Origin of the sequence: Rhizobium sp. RCC_161_2, assembly GCF_041355235.1 — a bacterium.
Classification (GTDB): domain Bacteria; phylum Pseudomonadota; class Alphaproteobacteria; order Rhizobiales; family Rhizobiaceae; genus Rhizobium.
The window spans coordinates 39,569-55,851 of the sequence record NZ_JBFUPL010000011.1; the positions used below are offsets into that span (position 1 = coordinate 39,569).

The 16,283-nt window shown below is 62.0% G+C and carries 16 protein-coding genes; 7 read left to right on the forward strand and 9 right to left on the reverse strand.

The annotated features are described in order from the left end of the window. Positions 1-4: 4 nt before the first annotated feature. From AB6803_RS25110 to AB6803_RS25135, 6 genes are all read right to left on the reverse strand, one after another. Positions 5-706 carry an ABC transporter ATP-binding protein gene (locus AB6803_RS25110; protein ID WP_371111435.1) on the reverse strand — a complete coding sequence of 234 codons (702 nt, stop codon included), beginning with the start codon at positions 704-706 and terminating at the stop codon, positions 5-7. Next, positions 703-1,431, reverse strand: coding sequence for an ATP-binding cassette domain-containing protein (locus AB6803_RS25115; protein WP_371111436.1), 729 nt, complete (start codon positions 1,429-1,431; stop codon positions 703-705). Before AB6803_RS25115 ends, AB6803_RS25110 begins: the two co-directional genes overlap by 4 nt. A 1-nt stretch (position 1,432) precedes the next feature. Further along, on the reverse strand, positions 1,433-2,482 hold the full coding sequence (locus AB6803_RS25120; protein WP_371111437.1) for a branched-chain amino acid ABC transporter permease: 1,050 nt from the start codon (positions 2,480-2,482) through the stop codon (positions 1,433-1,435). Next, entirely contained in the window at positions 2,482-3,348 is an 867-nt protein-coding gene (locus AB6803_RS25125; protein ID WP_174053196.1) for a branched-chain amino acid ABC transporter permease, read from the reverse strand. Before AB6803_RS25125 ends, AB6803_RS25120 begins: the two co-directional genes overlap by 1 nt. A gap of 67 nt (positions 3,349-3,415) precedes the next feature. Next, positions 3,416-4,654: an ABC transporter substrate-binding protein gene (locus tag AB6803_RS25130; RefSeq protein WP_007698255.1), complete on the reverse strand. Its 1,239-nt coding sequence runs from the start codon at positions 4,652-4,654 to the stop codon at positions 3,416-3,418. Positions 4,655-4,722: 68 nt separating this feature from the next. Further along, a complete protein-coding gene (locus AB6803_RS25135) occupies positions 4,723-5,772 on the reverse strand; it encodes a substrate-binding domain-containing protein (protein WP_371111438.1) in 1,050 nt (349 codons plus the stop codon). 289 nt (positions 5,773-6,061) lie between these two features. Here AB6803_RS25135 and AB6803_RS25140 point away from each other — a divergent pair, with 289 nt between their 5' ends. The 3 genes from AB6803_RS25140 to AB6803_RS25150 all read left to right on the forward strand — a co-directional run bounded on the left by AB6803_RS25140 (position 6,062) and on the right by AB6803_RS25150 (position 10,842). Next, positions 6,062-6,472, forward strand: a complete 411-nt coding sequence (locus AB6803_RS25140) for a MarR family winged helix-turn-helix transcriptional regulator (RefSeq protein ID WP_371111439.1) — start codon at positions 6,062-6,064, stop codon at positions 6,470-6,472. A 306-nt stretch (positions 6,473-6,778) separates the two neighbouring features. Beyond that, on the forward strand, positions 6,779-7,288 hold the full coding sequence (locus tag AB6803_RS25145; RefSeq protein ID WP_371111440.1) for a (2Fe-2S)-binding protein: 510 nt from the start codon (positions 6,779-6,781) through the stop codon (positions 7,286-7,288). Continuing rightward, entirely contained in the window at positions 7,285-10,842 is a 3,558-nt protein-coding gene (locus tag AB6803_RS25150) for a molybdopterin cofactor-binding domain-containing protein (protein ID WP_371111441.1), read from the forward strand. The genes AB6803_RS25145 and AB6803_RS25150 overlap by 4 nt, the downstream gene beginning before the upstream one ends. A 4-nt stretch (positions 10,843-10,846) precedes the next feature. Here the strand turns inward: AB6803_RS25150 and AB6803_RS25155 are convergent, their stop codons facing one another. From AB6803_RS25155 to AB6803_RS25165, 3 genes are all read right to left on the reverse strand, one after another. Beyond that, positions 10,847-11,689 carry a ferredoxin--NADP reductase gene (locus AB6803_RS25155; protein ID WP_371111442.1) on the reverse strand — a complete coding sequence of 281 codons (843 nt, stop codon included), beginning with the start codon at positions 11,687-11,689 and terminating at the stop codon, positions 10,847-10,849. Positions 11,690-11,830: 141 nt separating this feature from the next. Next, positions 11,831-12,277 carry a MarR family winged helix-turn-helix transcriptional regulator gene (locus AB6803_RS25160; protein WP_371111443.1) on the reverse strand — a complete coding sequence of 149 codons (447 nt, stop codon included), beginning with the start codon at positions 12,275-12,277 and terminating at the stop codon, positions 11,831-11,833. Between the two features lie 63 nt (positions 12,278-12,340). After that, positions 12,341-12,487, reverse strand: coding sequence for a hypothetical protein (locus AB6803_RS25165; protein ID WP_371111444.1), 147 nt, complete (start codon positions 12,485-12,487; stop codon positions 12,341-12,343). A gap of 152 nt (positions 12,488-12,639) precedes the next feature. On the opposite strand from AB6803_RS25165, the gene AB6803_RS25170 reads away from it, so the two are divergent. From AB6803_RS25170 to AB6803_RS25185, 4 genes are read left to right on the forward strand one after another with little or no spacing between them, the layout of a single operon-like run. Beyond that, positions 12,640-14,133, forward strand: a complete 1,494-nt coding sequence (locus tag AB6803_RS25170; protein ID WP_371111445.1) for a 6-hydroxynicotinate reductase — start codon at positions 12,640-12,642, stop codon at positions 14,131-14,133. Positions 14,134-14,152: 19 nt separating this feature from the next. Then, positions 14,153-15,097 carry a UPF0280 family protein gene (locus tag AB6803_RS25175; protein ID WP_371111446.1) on the forward strand — a complete coding sequence of 315 codons (945 nt, stop codon included), beginning with the start codon at positions 14,153-14,155 and terminating at the stop codon, positions 15,095-15,097. Next, positions 15,090-15,674, forward strand: a complete 585-nt coding sequence (locus tag AB6803_RS25180) for an amino acid synthesis family protein (RefSeq protein WP_371111447.1) — start codon at positions 15,090-15,092, stop codon at positions 15,672-15,674. Before AB6803_RS25175 ends, AB6803_RS25180 begins: the two co-directional genes overlap by 8 nt. Further along, positions 15,671-16,255 carry an amino acid synthesis family protein gene (locus tag AB6803_RS25185; protein WP_371111448.1) on the forward strand — a complete coding sequence of 195 codons (585 nt, stop codon included), beginning with the start codon at positions 15,671-15,673 and terminating at the stop codon, positions 16,253-16,255. Before AB6803_RS25180 ends, AB6803_RS25185 begins: the two co-directional genes overlap by 4 nt. Positions 16,256-16,283 lie beyond the last annotated feature (28 nt).

The following is a 16,283-nucleotide window of genomic DNA, read 5'->3' on the forward strand; positions in this document are numbered from 1 at the left end:
TTTATTAGACGGGGGCCATGCCTACCTCCCCGGACAGGATGGCATCCCGATCGATTTCACCGGTGATGCGTCCCTTCTGGATATGCAGGATTCGGTCGGACAGCGACGTAATGAATTCGAGGTTCTGCTCGACGACGATCAGCGACAGTTTCCAGCGGCTCTTCAGCGCAATCAGCGTCTCGATGATCTCCTCGATGATTGACGGCTGAATGCCCTCCGTCGGCTCATCGAGCAAAATGAGCCTCGGCTTGGTGCAGAGGCAGCGGGCAAGCGCCAGAAGCTGCTGCTCGCCGCCGGAAAGTGCCCCGCCCCTGCGGTCGAGCAGGCGCACCAGACGCGGAAAATCCTGAAGAACGGTATCGATGATCGATCGATCCTCCTTCCGGGCCGCCACCAGCCCCATCCGCAGGTTTTCATAGACCGAAAGCTCCGGAAAGATCTCGCGCCCCTGCGGCACCAACCCCATGCCGAGCCTCGACCGCTCGAAAGGTTTCATCCCCGTCACGTTGCGGCCGGAGAATTCCACCGTTCCGGCCGTTGCCGGCAGATGCCCCATGAGAGTACGCATGAGCGTCGTCTTGCCCATGCCGTTATGACCGAGGATGCCGAGAAACTCGCCCTCCTCCATCGCCATATCCACGCCCGCTAGGATCGGAATCCGCCCGTAGCCGGATCGTAGGTCCTTCACGCTCAGAAGCTGTGTCATGCGACCACCTTCTTTCCGAGGTAGATGTCCCGAACCCTCTGATCGGCAAGCACGCGGTCGATGGTGTCTTCCACCAGCACTTTGCCCTGATGAAAGACCGTGACCTTCTTGGCGATCAGCTTGATGAAAGCCATGTCGTGCTCGACGACGATGATGGCGCGCGACTGGTTGATGTCGCGGATGATCTCCGCGGTTCTGAGCGTCTCTTCATCCGTCATGCCGGCGGCGGGCTCGTCGAGCAGAATGAGATCCGGTTCGGCGGCGAGCACCATGCCGATCTCGACCCATTGGCGCTGGCCGTGCGACAGCGTCGCGACGACCCTGTCGGCGACGTCGCTCAACCGGATGAGCGCCAGCACGCTTTCCACCATGGGCGCGAGACCCCTGGGCGTCGCCTTGCGGCGGGCCGCCATCCAGATGTTTTCCCTGACACTTAACCCGTTGAAGACGCTCGGCACCTGCGTCTTGATGCCGATCCCCATGCGGGCGATCTCATGCGGGAGCTTTCCCGCGATCGGCTGCCCCCGGAAGGCGATCGCCCCTGATGTCGGCGTCTGCTGGCCGGTGAGCGATTTGAAAAAGGTGCTCTTGCCGGCTCCGTTCGGCCCGATCAGGCAGCGTAGTTCCATCTCCTCCAGCGTGAAGTTGATGTCATCATTGGCGACGACGCCGCCGAAGCGCATGGTCAGATGTTCTGTCTTGAGAAGCAAAGTGGGCTCGGGCATGTCACTTGGCTCCCACAGGCTGGACGGAGGGTTCTGGAGCTGGGTTAGCCGATCTCGGCTCGATCTTGGGGAGGAGCCGCAGCAGAAGGTCACGGACGGTTGGCACCAATCCCTTGGGCAGCAGCAGGACGAAGAAAATGAGAACCGCGCCCAGGACGAGGTTCGAATTCAATGTCTGCTGCGAGCCGATGGCGGCGACGGCATATTCGATCAATATGCAGCCGATGATCGGTCCGAGCAGCGTGCCAAGACCGCCAATGGTGATCCAGATGATGATCTCAGCCGATAGCGATAGGCTGAAGATCGTCGGCCCGACGAAGGCACCCCAATTGACATAGAGGGCGCCCGCCAATCCGGCGATCGCACCGCCGATCACGAAAGTAACCAGCTTGATCAGACGCGGATCGTATCCCAGCAGGGAAGCACGCACCTCGTTTTCCCGGACGGCGACCACGACGCGGCCGAAAGGGCTCGCCAGAATGAGGCGCAGCAGGAGGTAGACGGCAATGAGCGCCCCGCCCGTCACCCACCATGATTGCTCCGGCGACAGCGGGGTCGAAGGATCGAAGGGCATGTTGAAGGTCGGCACCGCCGGAATGCCGTTGAAGCCGCCCAGCATCGCCGTGCCGATGTGATATTCGTCCCCCGAGGTCGAGTTGATGGCGTTGAACAGGATCAAGGTCACCGTCAGGGTGATGACCCCGAGATAGACATCGGAGATCCGCCCATAGAAGACGAAGTAGCCGAGCAGCGCCGAAAACACCGCCGGAATGAACAGCGCCAGCATGATGCCTTGCGTGGAATCCTGGAAGTTGATGGCGGAGATTGCATAGACATAACCGCCGAGGCCGAAGAAGGCCGTCTGTCCGAAAGACAGGATGCCGCCGAAACCCCAGATGAAGGCAAGGCTGAGCGATAGCACCGCCATGGCGGCAAACAGCGTGAACTGCATCAATGTGAAGAGCTCAAGCTGGCCGGGTGCAATGGCTACGGCAATGATGGCGACGAGAACGGCCAGGCTCTGGGCAATCAGGCGAAGACGTGGCGTCATCACAGGTTCCCCTTGAAAAAGCGCCCGGAAATGCCCTGGGGCAATAGCCGGATCAGGACGATGGCGGCGGTGAAGACGATGACCTCGCCATAGACGGGGGTGGTGAGATAGGCACCGATCTGGTTGATGCTGCCGAACAAGGTCGCCGCCGAAAGCGTCCCGGACAGAATGGCCGCGCCGCCGCCGACAACCGTGATGAAGGCCTTGGCGACATAGGCGCCGCCCATGACCGGCGTGACGCCCGATACCGGCGCCAGCAGGCCGCCGGCCAAGCCGGTAATGGCAGCGCCTGCGGCGAAGGTCGTCATGTAGACACGGGCGGGGTTGACGCCGAGCGTATTGGCCATGGCCGGGTTCTGCATGGTGGCGCGCGCGATCAGGCCAAACCTGGTGTAGCGCATAACGGCATAGACCAGCGCCATCATGATGATCGCCATCGCCAGCAGGAACAGTGTGTAGTAGCTCGACCGGTAGGCACCGATGGAGAAGCCGCCGAGCGGCGTCGGAACGCCCTGGATGGTATTGCCGAAGATCGTCGTGACGATGCCGATGATCAGCAGGCTCAATCCCCAGGTCGCCAGCATGCTATCGACCAGCCGCCCGTAGAGGAAGCGGATCAGGCAGCGCTCGACGATCAACCCGACCAGCCCGACGAAAAGCGGTGCGACGACCAGCATCGCGATCCAGATGTTGACGCCCGCATTGGCGGAAATAACCGTGGCATAGGCGCCGAGCATGATGAACTCGCCATGCGCCAGATTGATGATCTTCATCATCCCGAAGATGATCGCCAATCCCAGGCATAGGAGGAACAAAGAGGCCGTGCCGTTGATGACGTCGAGCGCCACTATGATGTAGATATCCAAAATCGAGCTCCTTTCTCGCAAAGACTGCGGATTGCCCAGGCTTTGCCGCGCAATCCGCCGGCGGGCTTTAGAAGCTGATGACGTATTGCTTGTTGTCGGCCGGGTTCTTCACCAGATCGCAGACGCTGGCGGTGTCCAGCGGCTTGACGTCCGGAAAGCTCTCGAGAACGCTCCACTTGCGATCCTTGACCTCTGCGAGGAAGGCATTGCGCGTGGTGTGATGGGTCGCGTGATCGAGGGTGGCGGTGCCAGTCGGACCGGCAAAGGAGAGGCCCGATTCCAGCGCGTCGACGACCTTGGCGCGGTCGATGCTGCCGGCCTTGCGCACGCCTTCTGCCCAGAGCTGCGCCCCTTCATAGGTGGCCGCAGCAAGCTCGCTGATATAGGGCGTATCCGGATGAGCCTTCTTGATCTTCTCGACGAAGCTTTTGCTCGCGGGCGTATCGAGTTCCTCGAAATAGCCGTAGGCGCCCAGGATGTTCTCGCTTTCCGCCGCATCCAGCGTCGTCGGCTCGTTGACGAGGCCGAAGGTGGTGGAGGCGATCGGGATCTGGCCCTTCATTCCGGCAGAAGTCCACTGCCGATAAAAGGCGGTGTGGTTGCCGCCCACGAGAGCCGACAGGATGAGATCGGGCTTGGCCGCCTGGATCTTGGAAATGGTCGGCCCGAAATTGGTGACATCCAGCGGGAAGAAGTCGATCGAAGCGACCTCGCCACCATTGTCCTTGACATATTTGGTCATCCACTTGGCGGTGATCTGGCCATAATTATAGTCGGCGGCGATGATGTAAGCCTTCTTGCCGGCCTTCTTCATGGCCGCGGGTACCAGCTTCTCGACGGTCTGCGCCGGCGTCGTGCCCGTGCAGAACGTATTGCGGTCGCAGACGCCACCCTCATAAAGCACGTTGTAGAAATAGAGCACCTTGAAGCGGTCGAAGGTCGGACGGACGGCCTCGCGCGACGCCGAGGTGATGCCGCCGTGAACAACGGCAACCTTGTCCTTCAGCGCCAGCTGCTGGGCATATTGCGAATACATCTGGATGTTCGACTGCGTGTCGTAGTGCACGATCTTGACCGGCCGGCCAATGAGGCCGCCTGCCGCATTGATCTCATCGACCGCCAGTTGAAGCGCATGCACCATCGGTACGCCGGATGCTGCGATCGGGCCGGACTGGTCGTGCAGGCTGCCGATCAGGATGGGGTTGTCCGCGCCGAGGGCCGAGTGACGAAGGATCATGGGGGCGGTGAGGAGCGTGGCGGAGGCGAGCGCGGAGCGATGCAGGAAGCGGCGGCGAGACAGGTGCATTGAAGAGTTCCCCTTGTTGCTTATGGCGGGGATACTTAAATCTGCAATATTTGAAAAATCAAGTTATTTTATGCGCTGGCGAGAATCTTAAAATCATAGCCGTCCAGGCGCGCGACATGCACGGGATGGCGCCCACCAACCACCGCCTTGGGCTCGCTGCCACGAGCGGTGCGTTGCTGCAGGATGCGGCCATAGAGGCGTCCGAGCTGTTTGGTATCGAAGCCGCCGGCTTCTTCGACAAGGGCGGCCAGGGAGTAGACGCCCTCATAGCAGGATTGCCCGAAGGCATTGGCCGGCGGCGGATTTTCGCCATAGGCCATATGATAGCGCTCCAGGAAGGCGCCGTTGTTGCGAGACCGGATCGATGAGAAATAGGCCGAGCTGACATAGAGATTTTCCGTCTCGTGCGGCGTAAGGCCATAGACGATGGTCTCGTCGATCGCCGAGGTGAAGCGCAAGACACTCGAGCTCAGGCCCGCCGCGCAAAAGGCCCGGTTGAATTCAATGGCGTCGGAGCCGAGAAAATAGGGCAGAACCACATCCGCGCGCGTCGTCTTGATGCGATCTAGGATTTCATCATAGTCGAGCACGCCGACGGGAACGAAGCTCTCTCCCGTGACGATGCCGCCGGTACGCTGGATAAGCTTCCGCGCGATGGAGAGGCTCGAGCGCGGCCAGACATAATCATTGCCACAGAGAAAATAGCGCCGCGCGCCGCTATTTTCTGAAAGCCAATTGATCGCCGGCGCCAGAAGCTCGTCGGCCGTCTCTCCGGTGGTCATCACCTGACGCTCCGGCGCAAAGCCTTCGAATTGCGGGGTATAGACGAATGGCACCGTGTCATTGGTCGCGGCGGCAACAGCCTCGCGCGCGTAGCTCGGCAGCATGCCGATGATACCATGAACGCCATCGAAGTGGATCGCGTGCGCCGCCGCGCGGCCGGCGGTTTCGCTCGTCGACCCGGCATCGATAACCGAAAGCTCGACAGGCCGGCGCAAGATCCCGCTTGCACGGTTGATCTCGTCAACCGCCAGACGGCCGCAGGCCTCGGCAGACGGCGCCCATAATCCCGCCGAACCACTTTGTGCAGTGAGCAGACCAAGCCGAATCGTGAACAAGACCGTTGCCTTTCATCTTCGTCGCTTCGCCAGGGATTTATGAAAGCAGGAAATGTGCCAACCCTTCTTGGCCGTCTGTTTGCACCCGTCGGACGGCCATAGACCGCCGCAAGCCATCAGATTCAGGTCCTTGAGAGGCGCCGGCGGCGATTGTGCACAAAAAATGACAGGGCCGGATGCTCAGTCGTTAAGCATATTAGCTCAATCGCCGGCTTGATCATTTGGGTTGGAAAATTTATATGGAAAGGAAAATATTGAAAATGAATATATGCACGCGAGGACCAACCAAGTGCAACTGACGCGCCTCATCTGCGGCGTCAACCGCAAGCTCGAGCAGGCCATGGAGGCACATCTGAGACCGGTTGGCCTATCCATAGAACAATACAGGATCCTGGAAGCGCTCGACGAACATGACGGCATGTCGATGGGAGAACTGGCAGCCAGAGTCTTCGTCGATTCGCCGACCCTGACCAAGATCATCGACAAAATGGTCGCGTCTTCCGACGTCTATCGCGCTCCCGATGCCAAGGACCGGCGCAAGGTCCTTATTTTCCGCTCGAACAAGGGCAAGGACATTTTCCTGACACTACAGGGCCTCAGCACAAAGGCCCAGCAAGACGTGATGAACATACTGGGCCATAAGGAAGCGGCCGATCTTTCCAATCTGCTCTCCGAAGTTTTCCAAAAGCTGGATCAGTAAGTAATCGGTCATTCGCGCAGACAAACACGAAACGATACCAAGGCGCTCAGAACTGGAGTCTTCCGGATGGCGTCCCGCATGCAAGATAACGCGACATCACCATAAATAGTTTTCAGGCTCTGCCCATTGACAGATAGCCGCCCCGCGGCAATCATTCGTATACAAACGAAGGGCGACTAAGACCCTTGGGAACAGAGCGATGATTATCTTGACAAAGCGCGGCAGCGACTGCTCGGTTTCGCATGGCTTTCCGCCATCTCGGGAGATGACGAACCAGTCCATCGCGCTTGCGACGGGAAGGGAGGCATGGTGAAGACTCGTCCGATCGCCCTTGATGTCAATGGGCGCCGCCACACGCTCGACCTATCCCCCGAAACGCCACTCCTCTACATCCTGCGCAACGATCTCGGTCTCAACGGGCCGAAATTCGGATGCGGCCTCGGCGAATGCGGCGCTTGCGCGGTGCTGATCGGCAAACGCGCCGTGCGCGCCTGCACCATATCGGTCGCGGCTGCCGAAGGGCGCGCCATCGTCACCCTCGAGGGGCTCGGCACAGAGGATAAGCTCCATCCGGTGCAGCAAGCCTTTATTGAGAAACAGGCCGCGCAATGCGGCTATTGTCTGAACGGCATGATCATCGCAACGACAGCGTTGCTTCTTCGCAACGCGCAGCCGGACGAAACCGCCATTCGCACAACCCTCAGCCGCCATCTCTGTCGCTGCGGCACGCATATCGAGATCCTCGCCGCCGCTCGCCGCGCCAGCGAACTGATGGCCGCCCTTCCCTCCTCAGCCATTGCGGAGGATGCGCCATGACCGCGCCGCAGGAGACGCCTCGCACGCGCTATCTCGAAGCGGATGAAATCCTGCTGGTGGTCAAGCCGGGAGATGCGCTCCAGCCCGACATCTTCCTCGCCCTTCATCCCGATGGGACCGCCAGCGCCTTCAACGGCCATGTCGATCTCGGCACCGGCATCCGGACGGCTTTGGCCCAGATCGTCGCCGAAGAGCTCGACCTGCCTTTCGAGCGGGTCCGAATGGTGCTCGGCAGCACGACGGTGGCGCCCGATCAGGGTGCGACGATCGCCAGCGAAACCATCCAGGTGACGGCGATCCCGTTGCGCCAGGCTGCGGCAACGGCGCGACGCTGGCTTCTCCAGCAGGCGGCTCTTCGCCATGGCGTCACGCCGCAGACGCTCTCGATCGAAGAAGGCGTCATTCACCCGGATGCATCGGCCAACTGGTCGGTCACCTTTGGTGAGCTGATCGCCGGGCGGCATGAGCGGATCGTCATCGACGTTACCGCGCCGATCAAGCCGGTAGAAAATTACAGGATCGTCGGCAAGCCACAGCCGCGCAACGACATCGCCGCCAAGGCGACGGGGCAATGGACCTATGTCCATGATGTTCGCGTGCCGGACATGCTGCATGGCCGCGTCGTCCGCCCACCCTATGTCGGCTTCGACCATGGCCCGCATGTCGGCCACAGCCTGATCTCCGTCAACGAAGCCTCAATCGCCGATATTCCCGGTCTGGTCGGGGTCGTGGCGATCGGCGATTTCGTCGGCGTCGTCGCCACGCGCGAGGAAAACGCGGCGGAGGCTGCACGCCGGCTCGAAGTCATATGGCGCGATCCACCACTCCTGCCCGACCTCAACAATCCGGAACAGGCGCTGCGCGACAATCCGGCCAAGAAACGCATTCTTGCCGATCAAGGCGATGTCGAGCGCGCGCTCGAAGGCGCGTGGCCGCGTTTCGACCGCAGCTACGTCTGGCCTTATCAGATGCATGGCTCCATCGGCCCATCCTGCGCCGTCGCCGATTGGCACCCGGAGCGGCTGGTCGTCTGGTCGGGAACGCAGAACCCCTATCCGATGCGCCGCGATCTGGCGCTTCTTCTCGACATGCCGGAAGAGGCAGTCCTCGTCGAGCGGCTGGAGGCTGCCGGCTGCTATGGTCGCAATTGCGCCGACGATGTGACCGCCGACGCGGCGCTTTTGTCGCGCGCGGTCGGGCGGCCGGTGCGCGTGCAGCTCACCCGGGAACAGGAGCACGGCTGGGAACCGAAGGGTGCTGCGCAGGTGATCGACGTGCGTGGCGGGCTCGATCTCGAAGGCGGGCCAGCGGCCTATGATTTCGAGACGCGCTATCCGTCGAACCTGTCGCCGACGCTCGCCCTGATCCTGACCGGCAAAGCCTCGAACGTCACGGCAACATCGGACATGGGCGACCGGACAGCGATCCCGCCCTATGCCTTCAGCAATATGCGCATTGCCGTGCAGGACATGCCGCCGATCGCACGGGCCTCGTGGTTTCGCGGCGTCTCGGCCATGCCGAACAGTTTTGCGCATGAAAGCTACATCGATGAACTCGCGTTTGCGGCCAAGGTCGATCCGGTCGAATACCGGCTGCGCTATCTGAAGGATCCAAGAGCAGTCGATCTGGTCCATGCTGTCACCGAACGCGCCGGCTGGACGCCGCGCACCGAACCGGGAACGATGGGCGGCGAAGGCGACCTGCTGTATGGTCGGGGCTTTGCTTATGCGCTCTATGTCCACGGCAAGTTCCCGGGAACGCCGGCCGCCTGGTCGGCCTGGGTCGCTGACGTCGCCGTCAACCGCAAGACCGGCGAGATCGCCGTCACGCGCGTGACCGTCGGCCAGGATTCCGGCATGATGATCAATCCGGATGGCGTGCGCCACCAGATCCACGGCAACGTCATCCAGTCGACCAGCCGCGTGCTGAAGGAGAAAGTGGATTTCTCCAGCACTGCCGTTGAGAGCGCCGAATGGGGTGGTTACCCGATCATCACCTTCCCGGAAGTGCCTGAGATCGACGTGCTGATGCTTTTGCGCCAGGACGAAGAGCCGCGCGGCGCCGGCGAATCTGCCTCGGTGCCGTCGGCTGCCGCCATCGTCAATGCCGTCTTCGACGCGACCGGCATCCGGTTCCGCGAGTTGCCGCTGACACCGGAGCGTGTGCTCGCCGCCCTCGGTGAAACGCTACCGGCACTCGCTCCTCCGACGCCGATCAAGAAACCATGGTGGCGACGAGGGTCGACGTTCGCAGGCGCGGGCGGCATTGTCGCGGGCGTATTGGCCGGCGGCATTCTTGCGGCCTCGCCCTGGCGCGGCGCTTATCCCGAGATTACACGGCCGGACCCCGGCACCTATAGCGCCGCCACGATCGAGCGTGGACGCCTGGCTGCAGCAGCCGGCGCCTGCAATGTCTGTCACACCGGACAGGACGGGACCCCCTTTGCCGGTGGCCGCGCCTTCGACACGCCGTTCGGCGTGGTCCATGCCACCAATATCACCCCCGACGCCGAAAACGGCATCGGCGCCTGGTCCTATCCGGCCTTCGAACGGGCAATGCGGCAGGGCGTGCGGCGTGATGGAAAACATCTCTACCCCGTGCATCCCTATCCATCTTTCGCCGGCGCCACCGATGCCGATCTTCAGGCGCTCTATGCCTTCCTGATGACTCAGACACCTTCCGCGACAAAGGCCGAAGACAACGCCTTGCGCTTTCCCTTCAACATCCGGCCATTGCTGGCCGGCTGGAACATGCTTTTTGCGGGCGGGCGGACGGTACCGACGGACACAACGAAAAGTGCAAGCTGGAACCGCGGCGCCTATCTCGTTGAGACGCTCGGCCATTGCGGCGCCTGCCACACCCCGCGCAATGCGCTCGGTGCGGAAAAGAAGAGCGGCTTCCATCTTGCGGGTGGCCTCGCCGAGGGCTGGGATGCACCGGCGCTGAATGGCGCGGGCCTCGCCCCTGTCGGCTGGAGCCAAACCGCTCTCTACGACTATCTGCGCACCGGTACCGCCAAAGGCCACGGCGGCGCCGGTGGCCCGATGGGCGCGGTCGTCAAGGCGCTCGCTCCGCTTCCGGACAGCGATATCCAGGCCATGGCGATGTATCTGGCAAGCTTCTCGGGACAGACTGACGAGGACATTGCGGCACAGCAGGCGACCGTGCTTGCCAACTCGAAGGCGGCAGAGGCCACGGCAGCACGAATAGCGCCGGTAGGCGCGCGGCTGTTCGAAGGTGCCTGCTCAGCCTGTCACACCGAGGCTTCGCCGCTCGGATCGCTCGCCTTCAACAGCAACCTGCACGCCGACCGTCCCGACAATGTGCTGCTGACGGTGATGCACGGGGCGCAGGCTCCGGCGCTGCTTGCTGAGAAGGCAGGTAACGATACGTCTGAGATCATGTCGATGCCGGCTTATGGCGAAGCCTTAAGCGATCGCCAGCTCACGGACCTCGCCGCCTATCTGCGCGCACGCTTCGCCCCCGACAAGCCTGCATGGCAGGAACTTGGCGCTGCGATCGAACGCGCTCGCGCCGTCCAGCCGATGGATTGACGGCTTAGCCGACGAAAGCGCGCTCGATGACGAAGGTCGCCGGGGCATTGTTGGCGCCTTCGATGAGACCGAAGGATTCCAGAACAGCCTTGGTATCCTTAAGCATCGCCGCCGAACCGCAGATCATACCGCGGTCTTCGTCTGGGTTGATGCGCGGCAGGCCGGTCTCTTCGAAGAACTTGCCGCTAGCCAGAAGGTCGGTGATCCGGCCCATGCGCGCAAAGGGCTCGCGCGTCGTTGTCGTATGCAGACGAAGGCGGTCGCCGACGAGCTCGCCGATCAACGGGTCGTCCTTCAGCGTCTCGACCATTTCCGTGATGTAGGTGAGTTCATCCACGTCGCGGCAGGTCTGGATGAGGACAATTTCCTCGAATTTCTCGTAGGTTTCCGGATCGCGGATCAGGCTTGCGAAAGGTGCCACGCCAGTGCCGGTCGACAGGAGGTAGAGCCGCTTGCCCGGGATCAGCGCGTCGAGCACCAGCGTACCGGTCGGCTTCTTGCGCATCAACACGGTGTCGCCGGGTACGATTTTCTGCAGATGCTCCGTCAGCGGGCCGCCTGGAACCTTGATGGAATAGAATTCGATCTCTTCGTCCCAGAAGGGGCTGGCAATCGAGTAGGCGCGGAAGACCGGCTTTTCGGCATTCGGCAGGCCGATCATGATGAACTCGCCGGACCGGAAGCGGAATTCCGCCGGCCGCGTGATGCGGAACTTGAACAGCCGGTCGGTGAAATGCCGGACCTCGGTCACCGTCTGGACAAAGACATTGGCGGGGATCGGAAAGGCCGGCGCAGAACCTGCCTGCTGACCGCCGTTGATGACTGCTTCTTCCGTTGACAAGCTCATCCGTCTTCCCTCGCCTTGGTCGCTCATATTCATTTGTACACGAATGAATTTAACTCTGCAATCCATTCCTTCAACCGACGACATGATGTTTCGTCATTGCCGAAGGCAGAGGGATGAGAGCGAGGGCTTTGGACCGGCTGGTCAGCAGATTTTTTGCAGCAATTCGAGGAAGATCATCCGCTCGCCGGAGGTAAGCGGCGCCAATGTCCCCTCGGTTGCCACAAGCGCCGCCCCAACATTCGCGGCAATGACAGCGAGACCGTCTTCGGTCAGCGACAGCACAACCCGGCGCCCGTCATTCCGGTCCGGCGCGGTTGCGACGAAGCCGCGCTTCACTAGGCGATCCACCACTCCTTTGATGGTCGCGACATCCATCGCCGTTTCGCGCCCGAGCTGGTTCTGCGAGCAGGGCTGGATTTCCTTGAGCTTCGAAAGTGCCGACCATTGCGTTGTCGTCAGCTTGTCGCCTATGGCACTGGCGAAGATCGCCACATGCCGCTGGTTGGCCTGCCGAAGAAAGAACCCGACCTGCCGATCGACATGGTATTCGGGCGCGGCGGATTGTTTGTCTTCACCCGATTTCTGCATTTGTCCCGCCCCGGATCTGCGCATATGGTTGCAACATCAATAAGCTGTTCTGGATTCAAGAGATTAGAGCGCCATTGTGTGTTGATGTAAACGCTCGAGGCCGCAAGCCTCTACTTTGAAGACGATATTTGTCAACGCCATCGCCTTCCGATAACCGGACCGGTCGAAGGCAGCGACGACATGCATCTGTCCCGGCGACAGCATTTTCATCAGAGCTCCCCTCCCTCGCTTGACAGGACCGAGAGACGGGCTGATACTCATTCGCATACAAATGAAAAATGGGAACAGTGACGGTCAAATATCTGTCCATGGGCTGATGGCAGCATCATAGGACAAGAGGCCGCGTTAAAATGGAGAGTGCCATGGTCAAGCAACGCGTGGAAAGCGTCGCAAACGGCAAGATACGCTGCGATGCCTGTCCCGTCATGTGCTACATTTCCGATGGCCGCTCCGGGGCCTGCGATCGCTACGCCAATGTCGGCGGCGAGTTGATCCGCGTCGATCCGCTAACAATTATCGAAAACACCATTTCCGAAGGCGGCAATGTCGTGCCGTTTCTGGCCCAGCCGGGCGAGAGCGAATGGGATGGCGACATCGTCCACGCCACCAGAAGCTTCGTCACGGCCGTCGGTGCCGGAACGACCTATCCCGATTACAAGCCAGCCCCCTTCATCGTCTCGCAGCAGGAAAACGGCATCGACATGGTGACCGTCGTCACCGAGGGCATCTTCAGCTATTGCGGCGCCAAGGTGAAGATCGACACCGACCGTTTTCTCGGCCCGGAAACGGCAACCGTACGGGTCGATGGCGAAGCCATCGGCCATGTCACAACAGGCGAATACGGCTCGCAGATGCTGTCGCTCGGTGGCGTCCATCACCTGACCGGCGGCTCGAAAAAAGAAGGCCGTGTTACCTGCGACGCGCTGTTGAAACTCTGTAATGGCGAAGCCGTCGACATGCAGGTCGACGGCGGGGTCAGCCTGACCATCAAGGCAGGCGCTGCACCAGTGATCAACGATGTCGAGGAAAGCCGCATGCGCGTCGGCTGTGGCTCTGCCACCATCGGCATGTTCGCCAAGCAGTGGATGGGCCATGTCGATGAGGTCGTCGTTGTCGACGACCATATCACCGGCGTGCTCTCCGAACACCAGGCCGGGCGCCTGCTCGATGTGCCCGCCACCGGCATCCGCATCAAGGGCCGGCGCTCGACGCCCGGCCGTTATTTCCAGGTCGCCGAGCCCGGCATCGGCTGGGGCGGCACCAACATTTCCGATCCCCTGACGATCCTCGGCGATTTCGACCCCAAGACCGCCTGGCCGGGCATGCGCATCCTGATGGTGTCGACCACCGGCGAACAATATGGCTACTATATTCTCGACGACAATCTGCGGCCGGAGCTGCAGACCATCCTTCCGGCAGCCCTGCAGGAATCGGTCGAGATCATCGCCGAAAACTGTGAGCCGGCGCTCACCTCGGTCCTGTTTATCGGTGGCGCCGGCGGCAGCCTGCGCGCCGGCGTCACCACAAACCCTGTTCGCCTGACGCGTTCCGTCAAGGAAGCACTGACCCATGTTTCCTGCGGCGGCGTCCCGGCCTATGTCTGGCCGGGTGGCGGTATCACTGTCATGGCCGATGTAACGCAGATGCCGAGCAACGCCTTCGGCTATGTGCCGACACCCGCGCTCGTCGCGCCAATCGAATTCACCATGCGGCTCGACGACTACCGCGCGCTCGGCGGCCATATGGAGGCTGTCATGCCGATCGAGCAGGCGCTTGAAGTGGCCGAACGCAAGGTGACGCCGATCGGCCAAGGCCCCTGGCCGACGGAAAGCCGAAACTTCCGGTGGGGCGCCTGACGGCAAAGGGAGTGATAGCATGTCGCGGCCTGTTGCCCGATACCTCGATGGTGGCGATCCGCATGGCCGGCTGCATCTGCAGCACGGGCCGATCGATCTCGTCATTGGCGTCGATGACGGCGGCGCTGCGCGCGCGGGTCAAGCCGAACGGCGTGCTCGTGCTTTTGCGGCTGCCATCGCCCGCTTCCAGACTGTCCTTGACGAGCTTGTGAGCGAGCTGCCTCAGCTGCGCGCTCCCGCCGAAATTGGCAGCGCGATGCCCACGGGCTCGGTCGCCCGGCGCATGATCGTCGCGGTCCGGCCCTTTGCCGCTGATCATTTCATCACGCCAATGGCGGCCGTCGCTGGTGCCGTCGCCGACGAAATCCTGGCGACGATGCTGGAGGCATTCGACAAGGACGACCGCCCTCACCGCGCCTATGTCAACAATGGCGGCGACATCGCCGTCCATCTAGACGGCGATGCGGAGTTTCGTGTCCGTATGGCGCGCGAGGATGGCGCAGCGCTCGGCGATTTCGCGCTCCATTCTTCCAGCCCCAAGCGCGGCATCGCCACCAGCGGACGCGGTGGGCGCAGCCTGTCGATGGGGATTGCCGATTCCGTGACGGTATTGGCCGCGAATGCGGCCGCCTCCGACGCTGCGGTCACACTCGTTGCCAATGCCGTCGATCTCCCTGGCCATGCCGCCATTAGCCGAGCCCGCGCCATCGACGTCGTCGACGACAGCGATCTCGGCGAGCGCCTTGTCGTCACCGGCTGCGGACCTCTGACCGATGCGGAAATCGATAGGGCGCTTTCCCGTGGTCTTGCCAGAGCGGAGCGCTTCATTGCGCTCGGCCTTATCGATCGCGCCGGTCTGTTTCTGAGGAACCAGGGTCTGCTCGCCATGCCGGTCGCAGCCCAGCCATTTACAGCCTCACCTCTTTCAATCGATCAATCCATGGAGCGGTTTTCCAATGCCTGACGTCAAGATCCGCAAGTTCCTCACCGTCATCGAGGAGATTTATCACGAAGGCGGCAAGCCCGTCGCAAAGCCGCTGAAGCGGGGAGCGATCGTCGCCGTCATCGAGAACCCCTTCGCCGGCAGCTATCATGAGGAAATCACCGGTTTCATGAAGGATCTGGAACCGCTCGGCCTCGATATGGCAAACCGGCTGGTCGCGGCACTTGGCGGCGATCCCACCATTGTCGAGGGCTACGGCAAGGGTATCATCATCGGTCAGGCCGGCGAACTGGAGCATGGTGCGCTCTGGCATGCGCCGGGCGGCTACGCTATGCGCGAGGTGCTGGGCGGCGCCAAGGCGATTGTCCCCTCGTCGAAGAAGGTCGGTGGACCCGGCACGCGGCTGGACGTCCCGGTCACCCATATCAACGCCTCCTATGTGCGCAGTCATTTCGACTCGATTGAAGTCGGCGTGCCGGACGGTCCGCGCGCCAACGAGATGGCCGTCGTGCTAGTGATGACCACCGGTCCGCGCGTCCATGCGCGTAGCGGCGGCCTCAAGGCCGAGGACATCAAGGGCGAGGACGGCCTGCGTTGACCGCCGATATCCGCAAGATCACCGTCTTCATCGAGGAGACACTGAGCGAGATGGGTGAAACCATCTCGCCGCCGACGCGCAAGGCTGCCGCTGTGGCCGTCATCGCCAACCCTTTCGCCGGCCGCTATGTCGAGGATCTGACGCCGCTGATCGAGATCGGCGCGGAACTCGGCGGGCTGCTTGGCCGCAAATGCGTCGAAGCGCTCGGGATTTCGCCGGCACAGGCCGAAAGCTATGGCAAGGCGGCGCTGGTCGGCGAGGATGGCGAGCTGGAACATGCGGCCGCCCTTCTGCATCCCTCGCTCGGCAAACCGTTGCGCGAGGCCGTGGAAAAAGGCGCCGCACTCGTGCCGTCCTCAAAGAAGCGCGGCGGCCCCGGCCGACCCCTCGATATTCCGCTCGGGCACAAGGATGCCGCCTATGTGCGGTCGCATTTCGACGGGATGGAGGTGAGCCTCGCCGACGCACCGCGTCCGGCGGAAATCATGGTGGCCGTCGCTGTCACGGATAGCGGCCGGCCGCTTGCTCGCGTCGGTGGACTGAAAGCCTCCGAAGTCGAAGGCAAGGATGGCCTGCGCTAAGGGCACGCTCCAAGATCGTGGCGCCATG